15 protein-coding genes and 1 tRNA gene are annotated in these 17,469 nt (G+C 41.9%); 12 read left to right on the plus strand and 4 right to left on the minus strand.

Annotated features, from left to right (window positions below):
• Nucleotides 1–765 precede the first annotated feature (765 nt).
• The 4 genes from ACQKCP_RS06030 to hemB all read left to right on the plus strand — a co-directional run bounded on the left by ACQKCP_RS06030 (nt 766) and on the right by hemB (nt 8,521).
• Nucleotides 766–2,169 (plus strand): efflux RND transporter periplasmic adaptor subunit, encoded by a 1,404-nt coding sequence (locus ACQKCP_RS06030; protein WP_427611637.1) that lies wholly within the window; start codon nt 766–768, stop codon nt 2,167–2,169.
• Between the two features lie 34 nt (nt 2,170–2,203).
• A complete protein-coding gene (locus ACQKCP_RS06035; RefSeq protein ID WP_427611638.1) occupies nt 2,204–5,434 on the plus strand; it encodes an efflux RND transporter permease subunit in 3,231 nt (1,076 codons plus the stop codon).
• On the plus strand, nt 5,431–7,245 hold the full coding sequence (locus tag ACQKCP_RS06040; protein WP_427611639.1) for an efflux transporter outer membrane subunit: 1,815 nt from the start codon (nt 5,431–5,433) through the stop codon (nt 7,243–7,245). Before ACQKCP_RS06035 ends, ACQKCP_RS06040 begins: the two co-directional genes overlap by 4 nt.
• Before the next feature lie 268 nt (nt 7,246–7,513).
• Nucleotides 7,514–8,521 carry a porphobilinogen synthase gene (hemB, locus tag ACQKCP_RS06045; RefSeq protein WP_427611640.1) on the plus strand — a complete coding sequence of 336 codons (1,008 nt, stop codon included), beginning with the start codon at nt 7,514–7,516 and terminating at the stop codon, nt 8,519–8,521.
• Between the two features lie 88 nt (nt 8,522–8,609).
• On the opposite strand, the gene ACQKCP_RS06050 is transcribed toward hemB, so the two are convergent.
• A complete protein-coding gene (locus ACQKCP_RS06050; protein WP_427611641.1) occupies nt 8,610–9,587 on the minus strand; it encodes a glutathione S-transferase family protein in 978 nt (325 codons plus the stop codon).
• 311 nt (nt 9,588–9,898) lie between these two features.
• Between ACQKCP_RS06050 and ACQKCP_RS06055 the strand changes: the two genes are divergently transcribed.
• Nucleotides 9,899–9,975, plus strand: a tRNA-Val gene (locus tag ACQKCP_RS06055).
• A 241-nt stretch (nt 9,976–10,216) separates the two neighbouring features.
• On the opposite strand, the gene ACQKCP_RS06060 is transcribed toward ACQKCP_RS06055, so the two are convergent.
• Nucleotides 10,217–10,441 (minus strand): helix-turn-helix domain-containing protein, encoded by a 225-nt coding sequence (locus ACQKCP_RS06060; protein WP_060491549.1) that lies wholly within the window; start codon nt 10,439–10,441, stop codon nt 10,217–10,219.
• Between the two features lie 150 nt (nt 10,442–10,591).
• On the opposite strand from ACQKCP_RS06060, the gene ACQKCP_RS06065 reads away from it, so the two are divergent.
• From ACQKCP_RS06065 to ACQKCP_RS06085, 5 genes are all read left to right on the plus strand, one after another.
• Nucleotides 10,592–10,807, plus strand: a complete 216-nt coding sequence (locus tag ACQKCP_RS06065; RefSeq protein ID WP_075107543.1) for a hypothetical protein — start codon at nt 10,592–10,594, stop codon at nt 10,805–10,807.
• 11 nt (nt 10,808–10,818) lie between these two features.
• The gene (locus ACQKCP_RS06070; RefSeq protein WP_427611680.1) at nt 10,819–12,030 is read left to right on the plus strand and encodes an Arm DNA-binding domain-containing protein; all 1,212 of its coding nucleotides are present in this window, start codon (nt 10,819–10,821) and stop codon (nt 12,028–12,030) included.
• Nucleotides 12,017–12,307, plus strand: a complete 291-nt coding sequence (locus ACQKCP_RS06075) for a hypothetical protein (RefSeq protein WP_427611642.1) — start codon at nt 12,017–12,019, stop codon at nt 12,305–12,307. Before ACQKCP_RS06070 ends, ACQKCP_RS06075 begins: the two co-directional genes overlap by 14 nt.
• Before the next feature lie 10 nt (nt 12,308–12,317).
• Nucleotides 12,318–12,638, plus strand: a complete 321-nt coding sequence (locus tag ACQKCP_RS06080) for a hypothetical protein (RefSeq protein ID WP_427611643.1) — start codon at nt 12,318–12,320, stop codon at nt 12,636–12,638.
• 197 nt (nt 12,639–12,835) lie between these two features.
• The gene (locus tag ACQKCP_RS06085; protein ID WP_427611644.1) at nt 12,836–13,255 is read left to right on the plus strand and encodes an SMP-30/gluconolactonase/LRE family protein; all 420 of its coding nucleotides are present in this window, start codon (nt 12,836–12,838) and stop codon (nt 13,253–13,255) included.
• Nucleotides 13,256–13,380: 125 nt separating this feature from the next.
• On the opposite strand, the gene ACQKCP_RS06090 is transcribed toward ACQKCP_RS06085, so the two are convergent.
• A complete protein-coding gene (locus tag ACQKCP_RS06090; RefSeq protein WP_427611681.1) occupies nt 13,381–14,106 on the minus strand; it encodes a GntR family transcriptional regulator in 726 nt (241 codons plus the stop codon).
• A gap of 171 nt (nt 14,107–14,277) precedes the next feature.
• Here ACQKCP_RS06090 and ACQKCP_RS06095 point away from each other — a divergent pair, with 171 nt between their 5' ends.
• Both ACQKCP_RS06095 and ACQKCP_RS06100 read left to right on the plus strand, forming a co-directional pair.
• Entirely contained in the window at nt 14,278–15,567 is a 1,290-nt protein-coding gene (locus ACQKCP_RS06095) for an SLC13 family permease (protein WP_427611645.1), read from the plus strand.
• Nucleotides 15,568–15,591: 24 nt separating this feature from the next.
• Nucleotides 15,592–16,392, plus strand: a complete 801-nt coding sequence (locus tag ACQKCP_RS06100; RefSeq protein WP_427611646.1) for an amidohydrolase family protein — start codon at nt 15,592–15,594, stop codon at nt 16,390–16,392.
• Between the two features lie 140 nt (nt 16,393–16,532).
• Here ACQKCP_RS06100 and ACQKCP_RS06105 read toward each other — a convergent pair whose 3' ends face one another.
• Nucleotides 16,533–17,357 (minus strand): M48 family metallopeptidase, encoded by an 825-nt coding sequence (locus ACQKCP_RS06105; protein WP_427611647.1) that lies wholly within the window; start codon nt 17,355–17,357, stop codon nt 16,533–16,535.
• Nucleotides 17,358–17,469: the final 112 nt, after the last annotated feature.

The raw sequence follows: 17,469 nt of genomic DNA on the forward strand, positions 1-17,469 counted from the left end.
TAAATAAAAGCCCATAAATTAAGAAGTACCTTCTCAGAAAATAGCATGTCAGCCAAATCGTTACCTTTCTTTAAGTTTCATACACCCTTGCAGTACTATAATCGTATAAGGCTTTTTGACAGTTGGTCAAATTTTGATGACGTTTGTTAGGGACATAGCGATAGTTATTTTTTATGACTGTAATTAGGGGTTGCTAAAATTGTCATTTTGTTGACAAAGTCGATTTTCTGTCGTTTAAAAACCTTAGTTACTATAGGGTTTTAGATTTATAACAAAAGTTTACAATATATTTTTATACTAGGTTGTGCATGGTTCTATTAGCTGTTAATGAAGACAATGCTTACTATGACGGTAATCTATTAATTCGTAAATTGTAATATTACCGTCTTTCGGTCCAGCTCGTATCGCAAACTACTTGACTGTGGGGTTACCCCAATAGTTTATAATAACTTATTAAATTTATTAATCCATTCTGTGGTTTGCTTAAACAATTAAGGCTAAATAATCCTTTCGATACTCAATCCATATCGATGTCAGATTTTTTATTAGTCATATTTCGCCAACGGAATCATCTGGAATTGGAGTAAATAGTGCTAGCTTAGGCTATTTACTCTTTTCATTTAGCATTAGCAAGTTATTTAGCATTAGCAAGTTATTTAGCATTAGCAAGTTATTTAGCATTAGCAAGACCCTTATATTCAGTACGCCAAACTTATTGATCGATTTTTATACTGTCACTATTTATATATATTGCCGAGGACATTGATGAAGCACTCTACTCTTGCGCTTGTAATAGCATCTGTACTATCTGGAGCTGTACTGGTTGGCTGTGACAACAACGAGGACGCCGCTGGTGAGCAAGCCGCACAGCAGCAAATGCCGCCTGCGGTTGTCAACGTTCAGACAGTCACTCTCGATACCGTCCCTCAAGTACAAACTTTTTCTGGTCGTACTGCAGCTTATCAAACTGCCGACGTCCGCCCACAGGTCAACGGTGTGATTGACGAAGTACTATTCCGTGAAGGAAGCAACGTCAAAAAAGGTCAGCCACTGTATCGCATCAACACTGACAACTATGCCTCATCTGTAACGAGTGGCCAAGCTGCCGTACAGCAATCACAGGCTAACTATCAAACTGCTGTGGCAAACAATGCCAATGCAAAAGCTGAGTTGGTCAGTCGTCAAGCGTCATTAGCACAAGCGCAAAATGACTTACAACGTCTGCAAGGTCTGGTCAGTATTGATGCCATCTCAAAGCAGCAGTACGATCAAGCACAAACAGCCGTGCGTACAGCACAAGCGGCAGTACAAAGTGCCGCCGCAGCTGTTGGTCAAACTCAAGCAGGTATTGAGAGTGCAAAAGCAGGCATTCAGACCGCAAAAGCAGGTTTGGAAGCCAGTACCTTAGATCTAAACCGTACAATCGTACGCGCACCACTTACTGGCCGTACTGATCGCTCTAGCGTCACTGCTGGTACTCTAGTCAGTGCTGGTCAAGCCGATCCATTGGTGACTATTTCACGCTTAGACCCTATCTACGTTGATATCAGCCAGTCTTCTTCTGAGTTGCTAAAGCTTCGTCAGCAGATAGCAGATGGTACTGCTCAGCCGGGTATGAACTCAGTTGAATTGGTACTAGAAGATGGTTCTGTCTATCCAGTACGCGGTAAGCTTGCACTGTCTGAAGCCAAAGTTGATGAGTCAACAGGCGCTGTCACTTTGCGTGCTATTTTCCCAAACAGCAATAACATCCTGCTACCAGGTATGTATGTCACGGCACGTTTAACGCAGAGCGTTATTACCAACGCAGCCCTTGTCCCGCAAAGTGCGGTCACTCGTACGCCTAAGAGTGAGACGCAAGTCTATATCGTTGACGAAAATAACAAAATCCAAGTACGTCCGGTCACCATTAATGGTACTTACGATGGACAATGGGTCGTCACTGAAGGCTTGAAAGCAGGTGACAAAGTGGTTGTGATTGGCGGTGCTAAGGTCAAACCTGACCAAGAAGTGGTCGCTAAACCATTAGAAAGCGCAAATCCAGCACCAGCTGCTGCAAAGAATGCGCCTAATACCAAAACGCCGCAGCAAGCCGCAAAAACGATGGATAAAAAGCCAGCTGGCGATGAGACTTCTACCAAAAAACCAACAGAAGCCGCTGCCAACTAATTCCATTCAAGACAGGAAGACTTAGGGATATACTATGTCACGTTTTTTTATTAATCGCCCTATTTTTGCATGGGTGCTGGCTGTTTTGGTCATGCTCATCGGGGTGATATCCGTTCTTAATCTACCGATTGAACAATATCCACGTATCGCACCACCAACGATTTCAGTCAGTGCAAGCTACCCTGGTGCCAATGCGCAAACCGTAGAAAACTCAGTAGTACAGATCATTGAGCAGCGTATGAAAGGCCTAGATGGCCTGATGTATATGTCATCGTCGAGCTCGTCAAATGGTAGTGCGTCAGTGACGCTAACCTTTGAAAATGGTACCGACTCTGATACTGCGCAAGTACAGGTACAGAATAAACTACAAGCCGCGATGAGCTCGCTACCTGAATCAGTGCAGCGTCAAGGTGTCAACGTCAACAAATCATCTAGCAGTTTTATGATGGTACAGGCGTTTATCTCTGAAGACGGCAATATGGATCGGTCGGATATTGCCGATTATATTAACTCTAACGTCCTCGATTCGATCAGTCGTGTCGAAGGTGTGGGTGACGTTCAGGTCTTCGGTTCTACTTATGCGATGCGTGTTTGGTTAGACCCATCACGCCTACGTAGCTACAACATGATACCTTCAGATGTCGTCAATGCGATACGAGCACAGAATGCTCAGGTATCTGCTGGTCAGTTGGGGCAAGCACCTGCCGACACAGACAAACAGGTTATCAACGCCACTGTTACTGTTCAAAGCTATCTACAAACGCCTGAAGAATTTAAAAACATTCTGCTAAAAACGGATACTTCTGGTGCGCAAGTACGTTTGGGTGATGTAGCAGATGTTGAAATCGGTAGTGAAAACTATAGTATTTTGTCTTTATATAATGGACAAGAAGCCGCTGGTCTTGGTATTTCGCTTGCGGGCGGTGCTAACGCGCTTGAAACTCGCGAAGCTGTTGCTACGCGTATGGCAGAGCTGGAGCAAAACTTCCCAACAGGTCTAGCATCAGTTGTTCCCTATGATACAACGCCATTCGTGAAGCTTTCTATCGAGCAAGTTGTACATACGCTTATCGAAGCCATTGTCTTAGTATTTATAGTCATGTTCATTTTCTTACAGAACTGGCGCGCAACCATCATTCCAACGCTTGCAGTACCTGTGGTTCTATTAGGTACCTTTGCAGTGCTATACGTTGCTGGCTTTAGTATCAACGTGTTGACCATGTTTGCCATGGTCTTGTCCATCGGTCTACTGGTCGATGATGCGATCGTCGTCGTAGAGAACGTCGAGCGAATACTAGAAGAAGATCCTCACATCTCTATCAAAGATGCAACTATCCAGTCAATGGGTGAAATCAGTAAAATCGTTATTGGTATTGCGCTTATCTTGTCTGCAGTATTCGTACCGATGGCCTTCTTTGGTGGCTCAACAGGTGTGATTTATCGTCAGTTCTCCATTACGCTGATTACCAGCATGGTGCTCTCTGCCATGGTCGCGCTTGTATTCACCCCTGCCCTATGTGTGACCTTGCTAAAACGTGGCAAAAGTCATGAAAAAGGCAGTACCGAAAAGCAAAAAGGCTTCTTTGGTTGGTTCAACCGTGGCTTCTTCAAACTTAGCCGTTCGTACGAAAACTTTGTCGGCAAAAGTATTCGTTTTAAATGGTTATACATGATTGGCTATGCAGCCATCATCGGTATCATGGCGGTGGTGTTCTTACGTATTCCAGGCTCGTTTTTACCAGAAGAAGATCAGGGTATTATGTTTACCTTGGTTCAGCTTCCAGCTGGCTCTACGTTAGATGAGACACAAGACGTATTGGATAAAGTCAGAAGCTATTACGATACCCAAGAAACCGATAATATCGCTTCGGTCTTTACCATCGCAGGCTTTAGTTTTGCAGGTCAAGGTCAGAATATGGGTCTGGCGTTTGTGCGCTTATCAGACTGGGAGGAACGCTCGGGCGATGAAAATACCGCTCAAGCTGTCGCCGGTCGAGCAATGGGGTATTTCTTTACTCAGCTAAACGAAGCACAAGTATTTGCCATCGTACCACCCGCGATTACCGAGCTTGGTAACGCCAGTGGTTTTGACTTAATGATTCAGGACAGTGGCAACCTCGGACATGACGGGCTACTTGAAGCCCGAAACATGCTCTTAGGTATGGCCGCGCAGAACGATCAAGTGGCTGGCGTACGTCCTAACGGTCAAGAAGACTCGCCACAACTTAAAATAAATATCAATCAAGAACAAGCGGCGGCTTATGGCCTGTCACTAAGCAATATCAATAGCGTCATCTCAACAGCATGGGGCTCAAGCTACGTTAATGACTTTATCGATCGTGGCCGTATCAAACGCGTCTATGTACAAGGTGAAGCCAGCAGTCGTACCAACCCTGATGATATTGGCAAATGGTATGTACGAAATGACATGAACGATATGATTTCGTTTGATGCCTTCTCTAGTAGTGAGTGGCAGTCAGGCTCACCGCGTCTTACTCGTTACAACAGCCTACCGTCCATGAACATCCAAGGTAGCGCCGCACCAGGTCTAAGTACTGGTGAAGCAATGAGCTCGATGGAAGCGATGATAGACAAGCTACCTGAGGGTATCAGTTATGAGTGGACAGGCATGTCGTTGGAAGAGCAAAAGTCAGGTGCACAAGCGCCAATGCTCTATGCGCTTTCAATCCTAGTTGTCTTCTTATGTTTGGCAGCGTTGTATGAGAGCTGGTCGATTCCCTTCTCTGTGCTACTAGTTATTCCACTTGGGGTATTGGGTGCAGTGATATTTACCTGGCTACGTGGTTTTGCCAATGATATCTACCTGCAAGTTGGTCTACTGACTGTCGTTGGTCTATCCGCCAAAAACGCCATTTTGATTATTGAATTTGCAAAAGAACACCAAGAGGAAGGTTACAGTCTCAGAGAGGCCGTCATGACCGCAGCACGCCAGCGTTTGCGTCCGATTATCATGACCTCACTTGCCTTTGGTCTGGGTGTTGTGCCATTATTCTTGGCGAATGGGCCAGGTTCAGGCAGTCAAAACGCTATTGGTACTAGTGTTGTTGGTGGGGTAATCACAGCAACCCTCTTAGGTATCTTCTTTATCCCAATGTTCTATATCTGGGTGCGTAGTGCGTTCCCGCATAAATATGAGAACAACACACCCAATGATAAAGATGGTGGCAATGGTACGCCTAACTCGCATAACCCAACACCTTCTGAGAGTTATCAGCCTGCAAGTCTTGGAGACAATACACAATGAGTGCTCAAAAAACATCTATCATCAACTCATCATCGGTAGCTATTACAGCTATCGATGCGCAGCCAGCACTATCTCGTTTTCGCAAAAACAGTGGCCGCCTGTTAGGGCTGACTGCTTTGGCAATCAGCATGGCCGCTTGTAACACCATTCCAAAAGCAGATATGCGCCCTGTGCTAGCAGAGCCGAATATCCCTATGCAGCAATCTTATGGTGCATTTGACAAAGAGACTGTCAGTAGCGCCAATCAGGCAAGCATTGCCAGTCAGCGTTGGCAGAATTTTTATAGCGACGAGCGCTTAAAAGGTCTGATTGCTCTCGGTCTTGAAAACAATAAAGATTTTGAGAATGCACGCCTAGCCATTGAAAAAGCCCGCGCGCAATATCGAATAACCGATATCAATGACTTACCAGCTATCAACGGCAGTGGTGGCTACTCGCGTGGCGCTCAAAACAGTATCAGTAGTAGACCAGGTAGTGACTATACGGTACAACTGGGACTTGCCAGCTACGAGTTAGATTTTTGGGGCAGAATATCCAGCCTAAAAGATCAAGCGTTACAAAGCTTTTTGGCGACTACAGCAGCCAAAGATGCGACCCAGATCAGTTTGATTAGTAATATTGCCCAAAGCTACGCTAATCTAAGCTACAGCTTAGCGCAATTAAAGCTAGCTGAAGCTACAGTCGAGAGTCGTGAGCGCTCGCTATTTATCGCGGATAAACGTTTTGAAGCAGGTATCGACCCTAAGCTACCTTCACTACAGTCTTCTGCCTCATTAGAAAATGCCAAGCTCGCGGTATTACGTGCCCAGACCAGCGTTCTCCAATCACGCAATGCATTACAGTACTTGGTTGGTGGCGCTATTCCAAACGAGCTTATCCCGACTCCCGCAGTTAGCAATATTACCAGCCAGCAAATATTTAACACTGGTCTACCAAGTGAGCTGTTACGTTATCGTCCTGATGTGTTGCAAGCGGAGTACGACCTTAAAGCGGCTGGTGCAAATATAGCTGTAGCACGTGCGGCTTATTTCCCAACCATCAGTTTGGCCAGTAGTGTCGGTCTTCGTAGCGATAGCTTGGGGGATTTGTTTGACAATAACGGCTTTAGTTGGTCGTTTGGCCCTAATATCAGCGTCCCTATCTTTGATGCAGGCCGTTTAGATGCCAATTACGATGTGGCTCAAATCGAACGTGAGCAAACGCTTGCTAGTTATGAGAGCTCTATTCAAACGGCATTCCGCGAAGTATCAGATGTACTTGCCACGCGTGCGACGCTCGGTGAGCAGTTAGAGGCGCAGTATCGTCTGCAGGATAATTTTGAACAGACCTATCAGATAGCAGATGCGCGCTTCAAAGCCGGTATCTCGAACTATCTGGACGTACTTGACGCTCAGCGTTCACTGTTCTCTACTCAGCAAGGTATCCTAGATTTAGAGCTACAGAAAATCGTTAGCCAGATCGAGCTGTACCAAGCGCTTGGTGGCGGTGCGAACCTTGATGTACCGTCTGTCATCCCTGTACCGCAGCACACCAACTTGGCACAGATTGTCACTGGAACTGCTACTAGTGCAAAAACCAAAGCGACGAATGCCATCAAAGCAGCTGGTTCAGCGCGTGTGACTACGCCGCAAGAAGCTATCGCCATTAAGCAGTCACAAGCGGTAGAAACGACTACTTTCAAACCGACTGCTATCGTCGATGTGAATGACGATGGTAAGAAGGATGCCGCTGTCGGCGTGGTCACTGAAGAGACTCGCTTTAATAATAATAGTGTTGAGCAAGTTCCTGTGACCCAGATTGTTGAGCCTTAAATGACCTAGCCTTAATCTGATGACGCAGCTCTATCATCACATTGACAGTCGATACGTACTATCAGCCCTACCGACTTAACGTGGTGGGGCTTTTTGCTTTTATTGACGTCTTTTGGTTATAGTAGGCTCACTTTATACAAGCTCTCTTTATATAAAGCCACTTACAAAGCACAGATTCTGATAAGCTAATTCTATAAAATACCGCTTATAGCGATACTATTTTAACCATGTAACATGATAACTATTAAAACAATCATAAGGAATTATTATGAGCTATACCTTTAACCGTCAATACCCTGCTACTCGCTTACGTCGCCTGCGCTACAATGACAATGTACGTTCAATGATTCGTGAAGTGGAGCTGCATCCTAAGCACTTTATTGCCCCTGTCTTTGTCCTAGAAGGCGAAAACCAGCGCGAAACCATCGCTAGTATGCCAGGCGTTGAACGCTTATCGATTGATTTGCTAATCAACTATGCCAAAGAGTTATTAGCAGAAGGTGTGACAACCATTGACCTTTTCCCTGTGATCGATAACACTTTGAAAACGCCAGACGGTAGCGCCGCTTATGACGAAAACGCCCTGACTGCACGTACGATAAAAGCGGTCAAAGACGCTGTGCCAGAGATGGTCGTCATGACTGATGTAGCGCTAGACCCTTATACATCACATGGTCAAGATGGTCTGCTTGATGACAGCGGTTACGTCATCAATGATGCAACCATCGAAGTATTGGTCAAGCAGGCGCTGGTACATGCGCGTGCCGGTGCAGATATCATCTCTCCTAGTGACATGATGGATGGCCGTATCAAGGCCATGCGTGACGCGTTTGAAGCAGAAGGTTTTGTGAATACGGCTATTATGGCCTACTCAGCCAAATATGCTTCTGCTTACTACGGTCCCTTCCGTGATGCGGTTGGTAGTGCTGGCAACCTAAAAGGTGGCCATAAGAAGCAATATCAGATGGACTTTGGTAACCGTGCTGAGGCGCTACATGAAGTGGCTATGGATATCAACGAAGGCGCAGATATGGTCATGATCAAACCAGGTCAGCCTTATCTTGATTTGATTCGTGAAGTCAAAGATACCTTTGGCGTACCAACCTTTGCGTATCAAGTATCTGGCGAATATGCCATGCATATGGCAGCCATTCAGAACGGTTGGTTAAGTGATGCAGTGATTTTAGAGTCGCTGATTGGCTTCCGCCGTGCTGGTGCTGATGGCATTTTGACCTACTTCGCTCTAGAAGCGGCCCGCCAGCTAAACAATGCCTAATAGTAGCTATACTACCTTTTATATTGTACAAGCCCCAGCTACTAATAAGTAGCTGGGGCTTTTTTTGAATATTTTCTAATCAATAAAACTATAGACGTGCACGGTCATGTGGTTCATTAAAATCAAGCACTGGGCCAGCAGGGACAATACGCGTGGGATTAATATTGCCATGACTGGTGTAATAATGTTGCTTGATATGATTCATATTTACCGTATCTGCAATGCCAGGTACCTGATATAAATCACGCAGATAGCCCCAAAGGTTTGGATAGTCAACGATACGACGCAGATTGCATTTAAAGTGCCCAACATAGACAGCATCGAAACGAACCAACGTCGTAAATAGTCGCCAATCGGCCTCGGTTATAGTGCTACCTGTTAGATAACGCTGATGTGCTAAGCGCGTCTCAAGTGTATCTAATGCCGAAAATAGCTCAATCACGGCCTCTTCGTAAGCCTCTTGTGTGGTAGAGAATCCTGTTTTGTACACGCCATTGTTGATAGTTGAATAGACGAAGGTATTTATATCATCAATTTCTTGTAACAACTCTGCTGGCACAAAATCACCTGCTAGCGCATCAACCTCATCAAAGGCAGAGTTGAACATACGAATGATTTCAGATGACTCATTACTTACGATTGTGTTTGTTTTTTTATCCCACAAGATAGGTACGGTGACACGGCCTGTATAGTCTGGCTTGGCCTTGGTATATAGCTCATGGGCATAGTCTGCATTGATAACTGGGTCAGCAACGACGCCTGCACCTTCTGCAAACGTCCAACCATACTCACCCATATACGGATGTACTACAGATAGCGGAATGATGTCTTCTAAGCCTTTAAGCTTGCGATAGATAAGGGTACGGTGTGCCCAAGGACAGGCTAGCGACACGTATAAATGATAGCGGTCAGGTTCGGCTTTAAAGCCCTTAATACCTGTTGGGCCTGCGCTACCATCTACCGTTACCCAGTTTCTAAAACCAGCATCTTCACGCTGAAAGCGGCCACCACTCTCTTTTGTCTCATACCACTTGTCTTGCCACTGCCCATCTACCAAGAGACCCATGTTATTCTCCAACTGTTTTTAATATTTGTTTAACGCTTAGTCAGCATGATTGATTTCAAACCGTTATTATCATGACGATTACGTTGTTTAGAGAGATATCATATCAGTTATAAGGGTTTAATCATTAGCGTTACCCTATTTATTAACAATAAAAACTAAACCGTTTAAATTCAATATTTAGTAAATATACACAAAAATATATCTAAATAACTAATATAAGCATGAATAGCAGATATTATGATAATAAAAGAGGTTTATGCTAAAAAAGACTTGCAAAGTCTGGGAAACTTGCTAAAATGCTCAACCTAAATAGGCGTATAGCTCAGTTGGTTAGAGCGCTACCTTGACATGGTAGAGGTCGTTGGTTCGAATCCGATTACGCCTACCAGATTCGAAAAGCCCCAATCTTAAGATTGGGGCTTTTTTTTGTCCGTGAAATATGGGCTGTAGAGAAAAAGGAAACTATACGTCGATGCAAATTTCCTCTTTTCTCACTTTCCGCAAACGTCATCGAAAAACGTGTGTGCCTAAATTGTGCCTAAGTTGCGCCTGCTCTCTATTTTGCCTTTCTTTCAGAGTAGCATTTTCGACCTCTACCCTAAATTATCTAAAACACTCTCAATATTTATTTACTTCTCTTTATCTAGCGAGTCGTTAGGTACATAAGTAAATAAATCACCTACTTCAATATCTAGTGCCTCACAAATTTTATCCATAGTGTCAAAATCTATTCTTGAAGTCTGTTCGTTATAGATCTTGTGCACTGTTGACTTGCTAATTCCTGTCATTCTTATTAGATCTGCCACCTTCATACGTCGTTCAGCTAGTAGCACTGGTAAATTACATAAAATCATTAATAATTCCTTAATAGACTAAAAAAGTACTTGCATCGACTAACGATAGCTAGTAAAGTACTTCTATCGAACAACAAAGTACTTTTATAGAATTATTTGTTATCTCGATAAAACAACCTAGTTATTTAATTGGCTTACAAGGAATTTATTATGTCACATACTTACCTAACTACCCAAGAGCTTTCTGAGCTCATCAAATATAACCCTCGTACTATCCGTAATGAGCTCAAGGATAGTGTGCTTATCGAAGGCATTCATTATATACGCCCGTTCGGTGGTCGTAAGATTTTGTACATTTGGGAGGAGATTGAAAAAGATATGCGCACTGGTATCGCCGGTAGCGTCAACGCCATGGCACTACAATAAGGAGAAATATGATGGCTAGTATCAGAAGGCGCAAAGGGAGCAATATGCTATTTGTCGATTTTTATTATATGGGTATACGCTGTCGGGAGACGACAAACCTAACAGACACACCAGCGAATCGCAAGAAGCTTGAGAAAGTGGCTGAGAAAATGAAAGCAGAAATCATCTTAGGACTGTTCAATTACGCTAAGTACTTTCCAAAAAGTGACAAAGCGGCACAGATGGTAGCGTTAAACGATCGCAAGGAATGTATTAATACCGATACGCCCTCTTTTGAACAGTTTGCAAAATTATGGTTTTCTGAAAAAGAAATTGAATGGCGTGATACTTACAAGCGCAAAATAAAGGAGATTATTGATATGTACTTGATTGATAAGTTTGGGACTAAACCCATTCATCTCATAAAAAAGACAGATGTATTAGCCTTCCGTTCATCGCTCGCCAAAGTAACGTACGGAAAAGCTAACAAACATCTGTCAGCGGCACGCATTAATTCGATCATGGTACCTTTAGGTATGATACTAAAAGAAGCAGCTAAACGCTATCAGTTTGACAACCCTTATTACGATATCAATGCGCTCAAGCAACCTAAAACGGATATTCAACCATTCACACTGAATGAGGTTTGGACGTTTATTAATGGGGTGAGAGCAGACTATCGCAATTATTATCTGGTACGTTTTTTCACAGGTATGCGTACGAGTGAAATTGATGGATTGACTTGGGAGAACATTGACTTTGACCGACGTGAGATTGTGATCAAACAAGCTTATGTCAAAGGCAAAATTGTTCCTCCTAAGACTCAAGAGTCTTACCGTGCGATTCAAATGTCACCTTGGGTCTACGATGCTCTGAAGGAACAGCAGACCATAACTTATAAGCGATCTGACTATGTGTTTTGCGCGCATACGGGTGAGCCACTTGACTACAACAACGTGAATAAACGTGTTTGGCACCCTACTCTTAGGATTTTAGGTCTGAAGAAGCGCAATGCTTATCAGACTCGTCATACCGCAGCAACGCTATGGTTAGCTGCTGGCGAAAGTCCTGAATGGATTGCCAGTCAAATGGGACACTCTACAACCAAGATGCTGTTTAATACGTATAGTCGCTATGTACCGAACATGACTCGACAGGATGGTAGTGCGTTTGAAGCATTGGTCAATCGCAGTCAGATTGCTCAGGTATCTACCGATAAGGGGCCTCACAATGAAAATGATTGATTACGATAAACTGCATGCGACGTTTAAACCTAGTGGCTATGTCAGTAATGGTGCAGATAATATTGCTAACTACCTCATCTGTGAGCTCTGCATTCAGTCAGGTACTGGTTTGGCTAGGTTCCTAAGTATTGATAGTTGCTTTGATAATCATATGGCGCTGCGCATATGGGTTCAAATGCGCTTAGAGGCCAATCCTGACTATGTCGTTGATGATATGTGTAGTCAGCTACAGAGTGAGCTTTACGAGCTACTACCTCAAACTGGCTATGGATACTAAGGAGAATGTTATGAGCATGAACTTCGTCTTTGATTCAGCTCTAGAGGATACAGCGAAGCGTTTGTGTCATGAGTATTGGTCCTATGTGTCGCCCAGTGATTATATAGCGAATTTAGAACTGCTTTGTTATGACCACAACACGGAGATTGATGTATTATTTGCTACACTTGCAAAATGTCAGGTTTATTTAGATGACATACACTGTGAGTACTGTGGTCGTCCCTATCAATTAGATGTCCCAGCAGATATACCTTATGCAAGGAGATTGAATTCTTGGTTTTGTGAGGGATGTATTAGCTTTTCTGGTGGACAGCTTGTCCTAGGTAAGTAAATCTTGAAATAGTTAGAATCAGAAAAACAAAAAAGCCTCAGCTCAAAGTTGGGGCTTTTTCAGTTTAGTCAGTTTAGCTATATTTTAACTAAAATTTTTATAAGATTACACTTTACAAACTACACCAGCTTCTTTAGCCTCATCATAGACCCCGTAAGCATCTAGTCCTAAAGACTCCACATCATCAAGATATTTCTTTGTACCTTAACGAGCTATTTGGCAATAAAGTTACGCAGTTTCATATCAAAAAAGATAGTTGCCCTGGAGAAAAGCGTGACTTTGCTAATTTTGGAGAATTAGGTGATGAGCCAAATCTTGGTCTACGTATAGAGAATGCCAGCATATTACCTGATGGTTTGGCCTTGGATGCAGAAGGTGCTGTGTGGATTGCAGATACTTTAAATCAGCGAGCTGTACGTATAGCAGAGGGTGGTGAGGTTTTAGAAACTATCGATACTGCACCTGATGGTATCTTTGCAGTTGCGCTTGGTGGACATGATGGTAAGACATTATTTATGTGCGCGGCGCCAGACTGGGATGAAGCCTCTCGTAAGGCAGAAACCAAAGGACGTATGCTAGCTGTACAGGTTAAGGTAGGGCATGCAGGCACGCCATAATTAGAAATTTTTTCAGAACATAAATAAAAAACAAGCCACTAGAAGTGGCTTGCTTTAGGTTAGGATTGACTCATATATAATTCTTATAGTAGAACTGAATAGATTATCGCTAGAAACACATATAATTAATTAATGTTAACTTCATAACTAAAATTCTCTGCTAAACCGTAAGACTCTCGATATTCGATTGCTTCGCCTTTAAGGTTTTTTGCGATACGGCAAACTCTTACTAAGCTCTGCTGCTCAGCATTATCTAAGTATTCATCATGATAGTGTTTTATAAATGACAGCGTCTCTACAGCCGATGAAACAAATTGCCCACACTTTTTATAGTAAAAAGGATATAAAAGGTTTTCAAAATCATTTGGGGTCAATGTTAATAGATCCCTGAATAAGCTTTGAGGCAACCAAATTTTTTCACTTAAAATAACTTTATTGTCCATCATACGTATACGTTCGATATAGACTAAGCTATCGTTTTTACGTAATTTTAATTTTTTATTGATATTATCAACTGATGGTACAGATGTTATCTTTTTAACCAAACCAGTTGGTGTCACATAACCGGTCTCTTTATCACGAAACTTGAAAAACCTTGATAAAGATGCTTCAAAATTTGGCTGTTTCAAAAAAGTGCCGCGACCTTGCTGCTTGAATAGCACGCCATCTTCTACAAGTTTTTCAACAGCTTTACGAACTGTTCCTACTGATACTTGATATTTGTCTGCGAGCTCTGATTCAGTAGGTAAAGGAGTATCTTTATCCCAATTGTTTTCAGTGAGTAAAACTTGTATTTGCCATCGTACCTGTTCATACCGTGGCATATTGAACTTTTGAAAACTTTCTAACATTTCTGTATCCATAGTATTACTCATCCAAATCAGCTCCCATCTTATACACTAAAAAACTATTTGACAATGTTGAAACAATGCTTCTTAATACGAGTAATGATTCATATATATGTTTATATGTTTATATGTTTATATGTTTATAATACTACATAGTTACGTCAGGGAGTAGACATGACTTTTTACATTTTAGCCGCCATCATTGTTTCTATTATTCTTGGATATACCACAAAGATAAATATAGGCTTATTCGCTATTGTATTTTCATATCTGATTGGATGTTTTGGTCTCGGACTCAAAGCGTCTGATGTTATTGCATTATGGCCCATCAAGATTTTTTTTATTATCTTTGCTGTCACACTATTTTATAATTTCTCTCTAGCAAACGGTGCTTTAGAAAAACTTTCTGGGCACTTGATATATAAGTGCCGAAATTTTCCAGCGCTATTACCTTTAGTTGTCTTCTTTGTAGCTACTATTATTTCTGGATTAGGGGCTGGATACTATACGGTGCTAGCCTTCATGGCACCCATGACCTTGCTATTGTGTAAAAAAGCCAATATGAATATCGTAATTGCTGCGCTAGCCGTCAACTACGGCGCGTTGGCAGGTGCAAACTTTATGACCTCACAGAGCGGAGTAATATTTAGAGGTCTTATGGATACGGCAGGTATAGTAGCAGACACTGCCTTTGTTTATTCATCAGGAATATTTGCTGCCACTTTTTTAATTCCTGTTGTTGTTTTAGGGCTTTATAGCTTAGTAAATGCTAAACATAATAAAGCAACTATTGATGCAGTGATGCCAGATCCTTTGGACAACAAGCAAAAAAAGTCTCTCATGTTAATTTTCATCATGATGTCTATTGTACTTATTGTACCGATTCTAAATATATTATTACCTCAAGTAGAAGCTATTAGCTTTTTGAATGCTCGTATTGATATTGGTTTTATCGCTATATTTTTTGCTATCGTTAGTTTATTCATGAAATTAGGAGACGAGAAAACTGTAATAAGTTTAGTACCTTGGAGCACACTTATTATGATTTGTGGCGTAGGAATGCTAATAAGCCTAGGTGTAAAAGTAGGTGTTATAGATGAACTCACTGAATGGTTAAGCACAAACGTACCTATATGGTTAATACCTGTACTAGTATTCATTATTAGTGCCATTATGTCGGTATTTGCAAGTACTCTGGGAGTAGTCGCACCTGCATTGTTCCCTATTGTACCTGCTCTGGCTATTGCTTCAGGTTTAAACCCAGTTTTACTATTTGTTTGTATAATTGTAGGTGCTCAAAGCTCCTCTATTTCTCCGTTCTCATCTGGTGGTAGTTTGATATTGGGTTCGGCACCAGTAGATATTGACAAAAATAAACTTCTAAATGCCCTCCTATTTAAAGCGGTTCCTATAGGTATTGGAGCAGGACTGATTGCAACTGTGATTATTCAGGTCTTGTTCTAACCAATACTATAAAAAGGAGTTTATATGAACTATATCGATGCACATGCTCATGTATTTTCGCATGAAGCCAATTTCTTATCCACTGCACGTTACATCCCAGATTACACCGCTAGTATAGAAGACTATATCAGATACCTTGATCTTAACGGATTCAGCAAAGGAGTACTTGTTCAGCCCAGTTTTTATGGCACTGATAATAGTTGTATGTTGGCGGCTATATCAAACTACCCTGAACGACTTAAAGGTATTGCCGTATTGGACAACGATACAAGCATCTCTACTTTAAAGCATTTAGATGAACAAGGTATTGTAGGAGTAAGACTCAATTTATTCGGCCTTAGCTGCCCTAATTTAAATGAACCCAAGTGGCAACAATTTTTAAAAAACGTTGCTACTATGGGTTGGCAGGTAGAAATACATGCACCAGTAGATTATTTGGTAAAGTTATTACCTTTATTGACACAATATTCAATTGATATTGTTATAGATCACTTCGGCAGATTTGATAATAAGTTAGGTGTAGAAGATCTAAATTATGGACGCTTCCTAGAAATACTTGACCCTAGTCAGCATTGGGTTAAGGTGTCTGCTTACTATCGCCTAGATAATAAATTAAGTATTCAAAATGCAGTTGATGCATTTGAATTACTAAAAAATCATAATATGGAAGACCGACTTATTTGGGGAAGTGATTGGCCTCATACTCAGTATGAAAGTAAAATGACTTTTTATAAAGCATTGAGTGATTTCAAAAAGATCGTCAACAATAAAACTTTAATGAATAAAATTTTAACTCAGAATAGTGCACACCTATTTAATTTCTAAATCAGCTCAATCAAAAGTAAAAATCGATACTAAAAGGTATCGATTTTTACTTTTTCCGTGATATTTTTTAAACCTTACTATGAGCAATCTCATATAAAACAGATATATTGTCAGTATAACAACACACTACCCACATTTAATTACTCATTCAAATAAAGCTCAGCCATCTCATCAAGCCTCGCTTTTACCTCTTGCCAGTTCGGCATCACCTGCGTCAATAAGCGCCAAAAGTGCTCGCTATGATTATGCTCAGCTATATGACACAGCTCATGCAATATCACGTAATCGATGCATTCCTTTGGTGCTTTAACCAAATGAGGATTAAGTATTAGATTACCTTTAGTAGAGCAGCTACCCCACTGCTTCTTCATAACTAACAGTCTGAAAGCTGGCGTATCAGTTACCCACGCTGCTTTAGGTAATACCACCTCTAGGCGTTCTATAAAGATAAGCTTGGCTTTAGTTTTATACCACTCGTCAATTAGGCTTTTGACGATAGCAGTTCGTTCTTCAATACTTAATGTAGAATCGCTTTGAGATAATTCTACGTTTAACTTACCGCGACTAAGCTTCACAGTGCTATGCATTACATCGGCCGTTTCTATACTGGTTATCACTTTTAATACGTAACGACGACCCAGATAAAACTGGGTTTCGCCGCTGACATAACGTTTGGGTAATACATGATCTTGTTGCTTGGCAAAGTCCTGTAGGCTTTGCCATATCCAGCGAGCACGTTTCATCATCGCATCATAAATCATCTCATCGGTAGCATCGTTAGGTGCTGTGGCGACCACACGCTGATCAGGATGTACTTTAATGACTACTTTTCGAGGCTTAGCCTTTTTCGCAATCAGCTTATCGCTTTCAGGCTTATTTATCTTTTCTTTATAAAGCACTTCTTTACGCACGACTTCATAGTCAATCTTATATTGACCATAATAAAACACACCATTCTCAGTCATTGCCTACTACCCTCTTACTGCTCTTAGGCTACTTATCTCTTGAAAGTCCAAGACGGGTAGTCTTTAGCACTTCCTCGATGAGCTGTTGCGCTTTATCGATACCCAAATCCGT

The sequence above is a fragment of the Psychrobacter sp. NPDC078631 genome (assembly GCF_050268165.1).
Classification (GTDB): domain Bacteria; phylum Pseudomonadota; class Gammaproteobacteria; order Pseudomonadales; family Moraxellaceae; genus Psychrobacter.